This is a genomic window from Cellulomonas sp. Root137 (genome assembly GCF_001426725.1).
Taxonomy (GTDB): Bacteria; Actinomycetota; Actinomycetes; order Actinomycetales; family Cellulomonadaceae; genus Cellulomonas.
Genome location: NZ_LMFG01000004.1, coordinates 146,109 through 158,529 on the forward strand (window position 1 = coordinate 146,109; position 12,421 = coordinate 158,529).

The 12,421-nt window shown below is 73.6% G+C and carries 11 protein-coding genes; 6 read left to right on the forward strand and 5 right to left on the reverse strand.

Annotated elements, in window-relative coordinates; all coding sequences use genetic code 11:
* Positions 1–100 precede the first annotated feature (100 nt).
* The 5 genes from ASD18_RS18235 to ASD18_RS18255 are packed head-to-tail and all read left to right on the forward strand — an operon-like array spanning position 101 to position 5,402.
* Entirely contained in the window at positions 101–952 is an 852-nt protein-coding gene (locus ASD18_RS18235; RefSeq protein ID WP_200938641.1) for a hypothetical protein, read from the forward strand.
* A 52-nt stretch (positions 953–1,004) separates the two neighbouring features.
* Positions 1,005–2,567 (forward strand): acyl-CoA ligase (AMP-forming), exosortase A system-associated, encoded by a 1,563-nt coding sequence (locus ASD18_RS18240; protein WP_056095648.1) that lies wholly within the window; start codon positions 1,005–1,007, stop codon positions 2,565–2,567.
* The gene (locus ASD18_RS18245; RefSeq protein ID WP_056095651.1) at positions 2,564–3,790 is read left to right on the forward strand and encodes a pyridoxal-dependent decarboxylase, exosortase A system-associated; all 1,227 of its coding nucleotides are present in this window, start codon (positions 2,564–2,566) and stop codon (positions 3,788–3,790) included. Before ASD18_RS18240 ends, ASD18_RS18245 begins: the two co-directional genes overlap by 4 nt.
* Before the next feature lie 19 nt (positions 3,791–3,809).
* Positions 3,810–4,070 carry an acyl carrier protein gene (locus ASD18_RS18250; protein WP_056095654.1) on the forward strand — a complete coding sequence of 87 codons (261 nt, stop codon included), beginning with the start codon at positions 3,810–3,812 and terminating at the stop codon, positions 4,068–4,070.
* Between the two features lie 12 nt (positions 4,071–4,082).
* Positions 4,083–5,402 carry a glycosyltransferase family 4 protein gene (locus tag ASD18_RS18255; protein ID WP_056095658.1) on the forward strand — a complete coding sequence of 440 codons (1,320 nt, stop codon included), beginning with the start codon at positions 4,083–4,085 and terminating at the stop codon, positions 5,400–5,402.
* A 10-nt stretch (positions 5,403–5,412) separates the two neighbouring features.
* Here ASD18_RS18255 and ASD18_RS18260 read toward each other — a convergent pair whose 3' ends face one another.
* Both ASD18_RS18260 and ASD18_RS18265 read right to left on the reverse strand, forming a co-directional pair.
* A complete protein-coding gene (locus ASD18_RS18260) occupies positions 5,413–6,831 on the reverse strand; it encodes an O-antigen ligase (protein WP_156388082.1) in 1,419 nt (472 codons plus the stop codon).
* A gap of 16 nt (positions 6,832–6,847) precedes the next feature.
* Positions 6,848–7,795 carry an efflux RND transporter permease subunit gene (locus tag ASD18_RS18265; RefSeq protein ID WP_056095664.1) on the reverse strand — a complete coding sequence of 316 codons (948 nt, stop codon included), beginning with the start codon at positions 7,793–7,795 and terminating at the stop codon, positions 6,848–6,850.
* 193 nt (positions 7,796–7,988) lie between these two features.
* Here ASD18_RS18265 and ASD18_RS18270 point away from each other — a divergent pair, with 193 nt between their 5' ends.
* A complete protein-coding gene (locus ASD18_RS18270) occupies positions 7,989–8,837 on the forward strand; it encodes a hypothetical protein (protein ID WP_056095666.1) in 849 nt (282 codons plus the stop codon).
* 7 nt (positions 8,838–8,844) lie between these two features.
* Here the strand turns inward: ASD18_RS18270 and ASD18_RS18275 are convergent, their stop codons facing one another.
* From ASD18_RS18275 to ASD18_RS18285, 3 genes are read right to left on the reverse strand one after another with little or no spacing between them, the layout of a single operon-like run.
* A complete protein-coding gene (locus ASD18_RS18275) occupies positions 8,845–10,014 on the reverse strand; it encodes a glycosyltransferase family 4 protein (protein WP_156388083.1) in 1,170 nt (389 codons plus the stop codon).
* Positions 10,011–11,033 carry a hypothetical protein gene (locus ASD18_RS18280; protein ID WP_056095671.1) on the reverse strand — a complete coding sequence of 341 codons (1,023 nt, stop codon included), beginning with the start codon at positions 11,031–11,033 and terminating at the stop codon, positions 10,011–10,013. The genes ASD18_RS18275 and ASD18_RS18280 overlap by 4 nt, the downstream gene beginning before the upstream one ends.
* On the reverse strand, positions 11,030–12,415 hold the full coding sequence (locus ASD18_RS18285) for an MFS transporter (RefSeq protein ID WP_235522469.1): 1,386 nt from the start codon (positions 12,413–12,415) through the stop codon (positions 11,030–11,032). Before ASD18_RS18285 ends, ASD18_RS18280 begins: the two co-directional genes overlap by 4 nt.
* Positions 12,416–12,421: the final 6 nt, after the last annotated feature.

Here is a 12,421-nt window from a genome sequence, read left to right on the forward strand (position 1 = left end):
GAACCGGGCATCTTCGGACAACCTTCACCCGGACGGGCGACGGCCTGCGGCGGCCCCGCGGCGATGACACGCCACGCCCGTCGTGGCAGGCTGCACGACCGTGACGACCCCTGTCCGGCTCAGCCCGGTCGACGACGACTCCCTCCCCGAGATCGCTCGGTTCCTGCACGAGAACCTCAACAGCGGGCTGTCCGCGGACGACTGGGCTCGAGCGCTCGTGCCCTCCTGGCGCACGGCCGAGCCGACGCACGGCTACTGCCTGCGGGCCGACGGGGTCCTGGTGGGTGTCTACGCCGCCTTCTTCTCGGAGCGCGTCGTCGCCGGCCGGGAGCGACGCGTCTGCAACCTCGCGGCCTGGTGCGTCCTCGACGGGTACGGAGCCCAGGGCCTCCGGCTGCTGCGTGCCCTGCTGTCCAGCGGCGCCGAGCTGTTCACCGACCTGTCGCCCAGCGGGTCGGTGGTGCCGATCGACCTGCGGCTGGGGTTCCAGAGGCTCGACACGACGACAGACGTCCGGCCGAACCTCCCCCTCTGGCGACGGCGGGTGACGGTCGTCACCGACCAGGGGCGCATCGCCGGGCTCCTGACCGGGCGCGACGCCGAGATCTTCCGCGACCACGCCGGTGCCGCGGCCGTGCGGCACGTCGTCCTGCTGGTCGACGACCGACCGTGCTACGTGATGTACCGGCGGGTGCGGCGCAAGCGGCTGCCCCTGTTCGCCGCGCTCGTGCACGTCGGCGACACCGCCCTGTTCCTGCGCGGCGTGGGCCCCCTCGGTGCGCACCTGCTGGTCCGTGGCATGCCGGTCCTGCTGGCCGAGCGACGGATCGTCGGCGGCCCGGTCGGGTTGTCGCGGACCGTCATGGGGCGGCCGAAGCTGTTCCGCGGGGCCGACGTCGAGGCCGGCGACGTCGACGACCTCTACAGCGAGATCACCTCCGTGCCGTGGTGACTTCACCCCTTGTGCCCCGAATCCGGGCAGGAGCGGTCGTTACGCTGACGCCGTGGTCACGGTCTGGCACGAACTCCTCGCAGCACGGTCCCAGCTGACCGGAGACGCACCCGCGCTCTCGTTCAAGAACGAGACTCTGACCTACGCGGACCTCTGGACCGCCGCGCGCCGCTGCGGCTCCGCGCTCGCGGGCCTCGGCCTGGCGCGCGAGGACCGCGTGGCCGTGTTCCTGGAGAAGCGCCCCGAGACCGTCACCGCGTTCCTCGGGACGTCGGTGGCCGGCGGTGCGTTCGTGCCCGTCAACCCGCTGCTCAAGCCCGCCCAGGTCGGCCACATCCTGACCGACTCGGGCGCTCGCGTGCTGGTCACGTCGGCCGCACGACTCGACCTCCTCACGGAGGTGCTCGCGCAGTGCCCCGCCCTGGAGCACGTCGTCGTCGTCGACGATCCCGCGGCGGCGCCCGAGGGGATCGCGGTGCACGGCTGGGGGTCGCTGCTGAGCGACGCGACGGTCGAGCCGCCGCCCGCCGGGGTCGACCTCGACGTGGCCGCCATCCTCTACACGTCTGGCAGCACGGGCCTGCCGAAGGGCGTCGTCCTCAGCCACCGCAACCTCGTGGTCGGGGCGCAGAGCGTCAGCCAGTACCTCGAGAACACCGCCGACGACGTCATCCTCTCCGTCCTGCCGCTCAGCTTCGACGCCGGCCTCTCCCAGGTGACCACGGCCCTGGCCGTCGGCGCGCACGTCGTCCTGCTCAACTACCTCGTCCCCGCCGACGTGGCCCGTGCGTGCGCGAGGTGGAAGGTGACCGGGCTGACCTGCGTGCCCCCGCTGTGGATCCAGATCGCCGGGCTCGACTGGCCCGCGGAGGCACGCGAGTCGCTGCGGTACTTCGCGAACACCGGGGGCCGGATGCCGAAGACGGTCCTCGACAAGCTGCGCGCCCTGTTCCCGGACGCGCGCCCGTACCTGATGTACGGCCTGACCGAGGCGTTCCGGTCCACCTACCTGGACCCGGCCGAGGTGGACCGCCGGCCGGACTCGATCGGCAAGGCGATCCCGAACGCGGAGATCCTCGTGGTCCGGCCCGACGGCACCCGCTGCGACCCGGGGGAGCCCGGCGAGCTCGTGCACCGTGGCGCCCTCGTCTCGCTCGGCTACTGGGGCGACCCGGAGCGCACCGCGCAGCGGTTCCGCCCGGTCCCGGGGCCGACCACCGGGCACCGGCTGCCGGAGCTCGCCGTGTGGTCGGGGGACACCGTCGTGGCCGACGAGGACGGCTTCCTCTACTTCGTCGGGCGTGCGGACGAGATGATCAAGACGTCCGGCTACCGGGTCAGCCCGTCGGAGGTCGAGGAGGCGGCGCTGCGCACCGAGCTCGCCGTCGACGCGGTCGCCTTCGGCGTGGAGGACGACCGGCTCGGACAGCGGATCGTGCTGGTCGTGGCACCCGCCGCGGGCGCGACGCTCGAGCCGGCGACCTTGCTCACCGCCCTGCGCAGCGCGCTGCCGACCTTCATGGTCCCCGCCGAGATCGTGGTCCGGGACTCGGTTCCCCGGTCGCCCAACGGCAAGTACGACAGACCGCGCGTCCGGGCGGAGTACGCGTCGTGACGGCGTCGACCACCGTCACCTCGTTCGGCGAGGTCGACGGGGTGCTGACCGTGGGCGGGATCGGCGTGGACCGGCTGGCGCGACGCGTCGGCTCGACCCCGTTCTTCGCGTACGACCGGCGCCTCGTCGAGGAGCGCGTCGCCCTGTTGCGGTCCGTGCTCCCCGAACGGCTGAGCCTCGGCTACGCCGTCAAGGCCAACCCCATGCCCGCCGTCGTGCACCTGCTCGCGTCCCTGGTCGACTCGCTCGACGTCGCCAGCGCCTACGAGATGCGGGTGGCGCTGGACACCGGGACCGACCCGTCGCGCGTGAGCTTCGCCGGGCCGGGCAAGACCACCGCGGAGCTCGAGCAGGCGGTCGCGTCCGGGGTCACGATCGAGGTCGAGTCCAGCGGCGAGGCGCGCCGCGTCGTCGCGGCCGGCGCGGAGCTCGGCATCCGGCCCCGCGTCGCCGTCCGCGTCAACCCGGACTTCGCGGTCCGCGGGTCGGGGATGCGGATGGGCGGCGGGCCGCAGCAGTTCGGCGTCGACGCCGAGCAGGTGCCGGACCTCCTGCGCGAGCTGGACGCGGCGGGCGTCGACCTGCTCGGGTTCCACGTCTTCGCCGGGTCGCAGAACCTGTCGGCGGACCTCCTCATGCAGGCGCAGTCGCGCACGGTCGAGCTGGTGCTCGCCCTCAGCGCCGAGGCGCCGCAGCCGGTCCGGTACGTCAACCTCGGCGGCGGGTTCGGCGTGCCGTACTTCCCGACCGACCAGCCGCTCGACGTCGTCGCGGTCGCTGCCCACCTGACCGAGCTCGTGGAGACGCGGCTCGCGCCGGCGCTCCCGGACGCCGAGTTCGTCATCGAGCTCGGCCGCTACCTGGTCGCCGAGGCCGGCGTCTACGTGACGCGGGTCGTCGACCGGAAGGTGTCGCGCGGCAGCACGTACCTCGTCGTCGACGGCGGGATGCACCACCAGCTGGCCGCGTCCGGCAACCTCGGCCAGGTGATCCGCCGCAACTACCCGCTCGCCGTCGGGGAGCGGGTCTCGGCCGAGCCGGAGGAGACGGCGACCGTCGTCGGCTGCCTCTGCACCCCTCTCGACCTGCTCGGCGACCGCGTCGAGCTGCCGCGGGCCGACGTCGGCGACCTCGTCGTCGTCTTCCAGGCCGGCGCGTACGGGCTCACCGCCAGCCCGACGGCCTTCCTGGGCCATCCCGCACCCGTCGAGATCCTCGTCTGACCCACCACCAAGGAGCCTCATGACCGACGCAACACTCGAGGGTGTCAAGGGCATCGTCGTCACCACGCTGGGTATCGAGGACCGTGCCGCGACGCTGACGGCGACCAGCCCGCTGTTCGGCGCCGTCCCCGAGCTCGACTCCCTCGGCGTGCTCGAGGTGGTCACCAACCTCGAGTCGCACTTCGGCATCACGATCGACGACGAGGAGTTCTCCGGGGAGATCTTCGAGACCCTGGGCTCGCTCGCGCAGTTCGTCGAGGGCAAGCTCCCGTCGGCCTGACGGAGCCCGCACATGCGTCCCCCTCGCGTCCTCATCATCGTCCAGAACCTCCCCGTGCCCCTCGACCGGCGGGTGTGGCTCGAAGCGCAGGCGCTCACCGCCGCGGGGTACGAGGTGAGCGTGATCTGCCCCAAGGGTCCTGGTGACCCCGCCCGGCAGGTGCTGGACGGGGTCGGCATCTACAAGTACCGCCCGGCGCCCGAGGCGAACGGCCTGCTCGGGTTCGTCGTCGAGTTCGCGTACTCGTGGCTGCGCACCGCCCTCCTGTCGGTGGTGGTGCGGCGCGAGCGCGGGTTCGACGTCATCCAGGCGTGCAACCCGCCGGACACCTACTGGCTGCTGGCGCTCCTGTGGCGCGTCGCCGGGGTGCGCTTCGTCTTCGACCACCACGACCTCAACCCCGAGCTCTTCCGCTCGCGGTTCGGTGAGCCGCGGTCGGCCGGGGCGCGTGCGCAGTACGCCGGACTGCTCTGGCTGGAGCGGCGCACGTTCCGGGCGGCGCACCGCGTCATCTCGACCAACGAGTCGTACCGCCGCGTCGCCCTGGAACGCGGTGGGGTGCCGCGCGAGCACACGGAGGTCGTCCGCAGCGGTCCGGACACCCGCCGGATGCGGCCGGTGGTCCCCGAGTCGGATCGCGCTCGCGGCGGACACCTGCTGGCCTACCTCGGGATCATGGGCCCGCAGGACGACGTGCACGTGGTGCTCGAGGTCATGGACGAGCTGGTCCGCGTGCGCGGGCGCCGGGACGTGCGCGCGGCGCTGCTCGGCTTCGGGGACACCCTCGAGGACCTGCGGCGTCAGTGCACCGCGCTCGGGCTCGACGACGTGGTGGAGTTCACCGGCCGGGTCGGGCCGCGGGAGATCGGCGACTACCTCAGCGCAGCGAGCGTCGGGGTCGGGCCGGACCGCAACACCCCGCTGAACGACGCGTCGACCATGAACAAGACCATGGAGTACATGGCGTACGCCGTGCCGGCCGTCTCGTTCGACCTCACCGAGACCCGCTTCTCGGCCGGCGACACCGGCGTCATCGTGCCGTCGGGGGACGTCGGCGCCTTCGCGGACGCCGTCGAGGCGCTCCTGGACGACGAGGACCGGCGGGTCGCCCTGTCGCTGGCCGCGCGCGAGCGTGCCGTCGCGGAGCTCGACTGGCGGCCGCAGCGACGCCGGTACCTCGGCGTGTTCGACGGCCTGCTCGGGTTCTGCTCGACGGTCCCGTCGGACGACCCTGCGCCGGACAGCAAGGACCCGTGGGGCCGCGCCTACGTCGACCTGGAGGCGCCCGGCGCGCTCGAGTCGTTCGTCCGGTCCCGGGGTCCCGCGCGCTGAGACGTCGCCGTCAGCGTGACCCGTCGGTCGAGCCCACGCGCCGGGCTCGGCGCGTGTCGAGCGGCTCGGTGCGCGGCGTGAGTGCGGTCGACGGGCCGGGCAGGGCGGTCGGCGGCTCCACGTCGACCGCCGGTGGTGGTCGGTCCGGATCCCGGTCGCTCGGATGCAGGCGGATCAGCGCCCCGGCGATGCCGAGCGCCAGGAACAGCGTCCCCATCGTCATCGGGAACCCGAACCCGTCGAAGAAGGCGAGCGAGACCGCACCGGCCAGGATCCCCGCGACGAGCGAGAGCGCGAGGTCGCGCGACTGCGGGTCCGCCCATCGGCGCCGGCGGCGCACCAGGACGACGATCGCGGTGATCGGGATGGCGAGGAACGCGACCGTCCCGACGATCCCGCCGCTGACCAGCAGCCCGAGGTAGTTGTTGTCGAAGATCCGGTACTTGGGCAGGAAGGTGCCGAGGCCACGACCGAACCAGGGCGCGTCGGTGAAGAACTGCCAGGCGACCGCGTAGCTGTCGGTCCGTGACGTGATGCTCGGGTCGTCCTTCACCCCGCTGAACATGCCGCGCACCGAGCTGAACAGGCGGGGGACGCCGGCGGCCAGCACCCCGGCGACGACGACGAACGACCCGCCCACCCGCCAGCGCAGCGCGGGCGGCCAGCCCACCAGGAGCACGACCATGCAGACCGCGAGGCCGATGTACGCCGAGCGGGACATCGAGAGCGCCAGGGCCAGCGAGATCGTCGCGACCGGGAACCAGCGGCGCAGGAACCCGCGCCCGGCGGGGTGGAGCGCCCCGTGCAGGGCGAGGGGCAGCAGGATCGACAGCAGCGCGCCGAACTCGATCGGGCTGGTCGCCGTCCCGGAGATGCGCACCAGGCCGTTGCGGAAGGCCGCGCTGACGTCGCTGACCGCGGTCAGGCCCGGGATCGCGATGCGGTCGACCAGCGGCTGCTTGGTGACGTACTGGGCGAGCCCCACGAGGGCCATCAGGCCGCCGATGAAGGCGAACCTGCGCACCAGCACCTCGACGTCCCGCAGCTTGGTCAGGCCGTCGTGCGCCGTCAGCAGCGCGCCGGACCAGGAGATGACCACGAGCACCGCGACGTCGGCCGGGCTGATCTCGTCGGAGTCGATCGGCCGCGTCATCGCCGCCACGTAGCTGATCCCGACGGTGACGAGGAAGTACGTGAGCGCGATCCGGACCGGTCGACGCGGACCTGCCACGCTCGCCGACCGCCAGAGCTGCGCCAGGAACCACACGAGGGCGCTCGCCAGCCCGAACAGCGTCGAGGGTGCGCCGGCGCTGCCCAGCGGGTGGAACACCAGCCGCGACGGGATGCCGAACAGCAGGACGAGGTAGACGGTCAGCCACGCGAGGACGCCGGTCGTGCGCAGCGCGTCGCGCGACCGCGCGGTCGTCACGGTCGAGTCGGTCGAGCTACCCACGACGCGCGACGCGCGACTCGTCGTCGCGGGACGGCCCGTCCAGCGCCCGCGGCGGCCACTCCGAGCCGTACTGCTCCTCCGACCGGGCGAAGTCGCGCGACTCGATGTGGGGGACGCCGGCGGGCCAGGTCTTGGCGGCGTCCGACAGCGCTCCGCGCTCCGCCAGGTCCGGCGCCGGCTCCGGAGCGACCTCGGGGACGTCGGGGACGAGCTCGGGGATGACGACCGGGGTCGCGTCGGGCGCGGTGTCCTCCGGCACGGCTGCCTCGGACGGCTCCGCGGGGACGGTCGCGAGGGCGGGTGTCTCGGCCTCGTCGGCGCGCACCGCCGCGCGGCGGCGCTCCCGGCGCCGGGCGGCCAGGGCGTCGAACGCGATCGCACCGACGAGCGTGAGCACCAGCGCGAACCCGGCCGCCGCGATGAGCGCGCGCAGCGAGTCGCCGCGCTCGGTGGTGGCCTCCCTGTCGACCGACAGCGGCATCGAGGTGACCCGCGAGTCGGCCGGGGCGTCGACCTGGTCCTGCAGCATGGACAGGGCCTCGGGCAGCGTGGCGAGGACCGAGTTCAGGGCCCCCATCACGTCGTCCTTCGAGGGGTCCTCCACGGTGATCAGGATGAGCGGGCCGCGCGACAGCGGGTCCAGCACGATGTCGTAGGTGGTGTTCGGGAAGTCCTCCGCGAACACCTGCCGGGCCTCGTCGCCCGCGAGGTACGCGACGACGAGCGCCGCGGGCTGCTCGAGACCGCCCAGCTGGAGCAGGGGGTTCGAGCCGTCCTCGAGGGAGGCGCCGGGCGGCAGGAGGAGCACGCTGCCGGTCGCGCTGTACGTCGGCGGGACGGCGTCGTTGGCGAGGTACACGAGCCCCGCGGTCATGAGAAGACCCACGAGCACCACGTACCACCGCCGCAGCAGTGCAGCAACGACAGCGGTGAGCTCCATGGCTGCTCCTGTCCAGTTCGGTCCGCGAGCGGACGGGCTGGCGGCGGTTCCTCGAGGTTAGCGCCGGGGTCTGCACTCCCGGCACACGCACCCGGAATCATGTCCGGTTCGTCACGATATCTTCATCCGGTCGCCGAGCGGTCCGCCCGGGTCTGCATGCCAGACTCGACGAGGTGGCAGGAGGTGGCGGGCGATGACGATCTGGGACGCGCTCCAGGCGCTCGTGCGCCGGTGGTACGTGCTGCTCGGTGCCGTCCTCATCGGCCTGCTCGCCAGCTACGTCGCCGTCACCGCCGAGGGCGCGTACTGGTCCCACGCCGAGGTCACGTTCCTGGCGCCCACGAGCGCGATCAACCCGAACGCCCTGCGGACCACCTCGAGCGACCTCATCATCGCCGCCGGTGCCGTGGCGAAGCGCGTGAACGGGAACGCCGCCTGGAACCAGATGGCCGACCCTGCGGCGACGATCGTCGGCCAGGGCATCCTCGACGGGTGGCAGGTCAAGCTGCCGGACCACGGGGGGCAGTGGTCGCGCGTGTACCCGCGCCAGGTGCTCGACATCCAGGTGAGCGGCCCGACGGCCGACGTCGTCAAGGCGCGTCGGGCGGAGCTCATCGAGCGCATCGACGCCGAGCTCGCCGGGCTCCAGCAGGGCGTCGCACCGTCGGACCTGATCACCACGGCGGTCGTGCCGGCTGCGCCGTCGATCTCCTACATGCACGGCAGCAAGGTCCGCGCGCTGGCGATGATCTGGGTGCTGGTCGGGGTCGGGGTGCTCGCGGCGATCCAGATCCTCGAGCCGCGCTCGGCCCGGCAGCCGTGGTCCGGGGTGGTCCCCGCGGCACCGAACGCAGCGGCAGGACCCCGGCACGGACGCCGGTCGACAGCGGGGGCGGGCCGGAGACGTACCCAGCCGGCAGGACCGCCGCCGCGTGGGAAGCGACCGGCCCCGCCGCAGGAACTCGCGCCGAACGACGCCAAGGTGGTCGCGTCCGGACCGGCGGCGAACATCGACCGGCGTCGGCCCGGCGCCGACCAGTGAGCGGGGATCAGCTCACGGTGCGGGCGTCGAGCACCCCGCGGAGCAGCTCCGCGCGCTGAGCGCCCACGCGGCCGTACGTGAACCGGTCGGCGGCCGTCCGCGCGGCCGCCCCGTACGCGCGGCGGGTCTCGGCGTCCTCGGCCAGCAGCCGGAGCGCGGCAGCGATCTGCGGCGCGGAGCCCGGCTCGACCACCACACCCGTGCGCCCCTCCTCGACCAGGCGGGCGGCACCCATCGGGGTCGTGACGACCGGGAGCCCGCAGGCCGCTGCCTCGTAGGTCACCTGCGGCCCGCCCTCCTCCCAGGTGGGGAAGACGAAGACGTCCGACCCCGAGTACAGCGCGGCGGGGTTGTCCACGTAGCCCGCCAGCCGGACGCGGCCCGACCGGGCGTGCTCGTCGACCAGGTCACGGATCTCGTCGTCGACGGCGCCCACCAGGAGCAGCTCACCCTCGACGTCCAGCGACGCCCAGGCGTCCAGCAGCTCGGGCACTCCCTTGCGCACACCGATCCGGCCGACGAACACGGCTCGGAAGCCCGGCCCGCGCTCGACCGGATCGCCGAGGGCGAACCGCTCGGGCCGCCAGCCGAACGACGTCCGCAGGATCTGCTCGGGCCGGACGTCGAGCGCGAGGAGCGACTTCTCGACCTCCGGGTTCGACGCGAAGTAGTAGTCGTAGAGCCGCAGCTCGGCCGTCTCGCCCTCGATCACGTCGCGGGTCACCGCGTGCGTGGGGGGCATGCCGAGGCGGGCGTAGGCCCGGTCCAGCAGGGGGCCGGAGGTCGCGCAGGCCGAGTTGATCATCTCGCGCACCGTGACGATGCCCCGGTCGCGGGCGGCCTCGACGGCGGCTCCCGGCGTGCCGGGCCAGAAGTGGGCGACGGTCGACCCGGGATCGGCCGCAGCCACGGCGCGGCGGAACCCGCGGTCGAGCAGACGCAGCGCGGGCCGCTCGACCCGGCGCCACGGGAGTCGGCTGGTCACCGGTGCGACCGGGGTGCGCACCGTCACCCCCGCGGGGAGCGGGGTCCTGCTGCGGCCGGCGTGGACCTCGGTGCCGATGCCGGCAGCAGCCATCCCGCCGGCGATCTGCGCACAGCTCTCCGCAGGTCCGCGGCCGCTGAACGAGTAGGGGGCGTACACCAGGCAGCGCACGTCGCCGGGCGCCGGGATCACCCCTCCACCGCCGGCGACCACGCCCCGGGGATGAGGACGGCCGGGGTGGCGTCGGGGGTCGTGTCGACCGCCCACACGTCGGTGGTGCCCGGCTCGTCCGCTCGTGACAGCCCGTACAGGAGGGTGTCGTCGTCGAGCCACGCGGCCTGGTCGTCGACGCCGCGGGTGGCCGGCAGCAGCGTCTCGGTGCCGTCGGCCAGGTCGAGCACGGCGAGCGACCAGACCGGCTGCCCCCCGACCGTGTCGACCACCTTCTTGTAGGCGACCTGCGTGCCGTCCGGGGAGATCGACGGGCACTCGGCGTCGTCGCGCAGGGACGTGAGGGTCCGGTCTTCGAGAGAGCCGAGCACGAGCCAGGTCCTGCCGACGGACTGCGAGGCGGCGGTCGCGTAGAACGCGTCGTCGTCGACGAAGGTCACGCCCCAGATGTTGCGGTCCGCGGCGGTGAACGGGGCTCCGTCGACCGTCAGCGCGAAGTCCTCCAGGTTGCCCAGCGAGGTGCCGTCTGCCCGGTGGACCTCGGTGAGCGTCGAGAAGCCGACCGTCGCGTACGAGTGGCCGGTGACGAACGAGGTCGTCGCCACGAGGCCACCGTCGTCGGACAGGCGCGTACGGCTCGGGATGCCCGGCAGGCCCCACGTCTCGACGGGCCGCCAGTCGGAGTCGAGCACCTCGGCCTCCCACCGGGTGGCGATGCCGGCGATGGTGCGCAGGCACGAGGCGACGGGCCCGGCGACGTCGACGCGGTCGCAGGCGACGTCGGTGAACGCGCGCGCGCCGTCCGGGTCGTCGAGGGGGACCGCGGCGACCAGGCCGTACTCGTTGCCGGGCAGCGTCGAGCGGAAGACGATGTGCGGAGCGGCGAGCACGGCGTCCAGGGCCGTCGACGCGACGGGTGGCGCGGAGTCGATCGCGGCCCGGTTGGCGCGCCAGGCGGAGACGGCGTAGGCGCCCACCCCGACGAGGACGACGACCGTGACGGCGACCAGGATCGCGACGCGCGGCTGCACGCGCCTCACCGGCCGTCCTCGGCGTCGACGAGCTCAGGTGCAGCGTCGGCGTCCGCCGCGGGCGCGTCGAGCCCGCGGACCACGTACCAGGCGATCGGCACCGCGCACGCGAGGACGACCGCGACGGAGAGGATCGCGGGCCCGCGTCCGACGGTGTACCAGAGCAGGCCGAAGAGCGCGGACGAGGCCATGCGGGCCACGGCGACCACGGTCTGGGCGGTGCCGATCGCGGACGCCCGTGCGTTCGGGGCGGCCCGGCGCCCGACGAGCGCGGCGAGCACCCCGTCCGTCGCGGCGTAGAAGAGCCCGAGCAGGAGCAGGGCGGCCACGGTGGTCACGGCCGAGGCGGTCGCGACGCCGGCGCACACGTACGCGATCACGAGCGCGGCGTGGCCCCACACGAACACCCGCGCCCGGCCCACCCGGTCCGCCAGCCGACCGACGGGGATCGCGAGCGCCATGTAGGCCAGGTTGGTGCCGACGTACAGGAGCGGGAACCACTGCGTCGCGAACCCGTCGCGGGCCTGCAGGGACAGGTAGATGAAGCCGTCGCCGACGGTGAGCAGGGCGAGGATGCCCGCCATCAGGAAGATGCGGCGCAGGCCCGGCTCGGTGAGGAACGACCAGCTGAAGGGCCGGCCGGCCGGCTCGAGCCCGGGGATGTCGCAGGTGCAGCCCTTGCACTTGGGCAGCTTGCGGGCCTCGCGCGACCGGTGCTGCGTGAGCCAGGCCGCCCGGCGCGGGCGCAGGTCGGGCACCAGCAGGACGAGGGCCGCGAGCCCGATGACGGCGCACCCGAACGAGATGACGAAGACGGTCTGGTAGCCGTCCGGGATGGCCCACAGGACGACGAACGCGAGGAGCGGCCCGAGGGCGGCCCCGATCGTGTCGAGCGTGCGGTGCACCCCGAACGACCGGCCGAGCGTGCGCGGGTCCGACGAGGCGGTGATCATCGCGTCGCGCGGCGCGGTGCGGATCCCCTTGCCGACACGGTCGATCGCGACGATCGCCGTCACCGCCGCGAAGCTGCTGGCGACGAGCAGGACCCCGCGCGTCACGGCCGACAGCCCGTACCCGACGACCGCGACCCACTTGGGGTGGTCGCCGCGGTCCGCCGCCCAGCCGCCGGCGATCCGGACCAGCGCGCTGGCGCCCTGCATGAGCCCGTCGACGAACCCGTAGGCCAGCGTCGAGAGACCGAGCGCGGTGGTGAGGTAGAGCGGCAGGACCGCCGCCACGGACTCCGACGAGATGTCGGTGAGCATGCTGACCACGCCGAGCGTGATGACGACCGACGAGACCCGACCGCGCTTGGCGGCCCTGACGGCTCGGGCCTCCTCGGGGGACGCGGCGTCGGAGCGGGCGGGTCGGTCGCGCAGGGACAGGTACACCGCCCG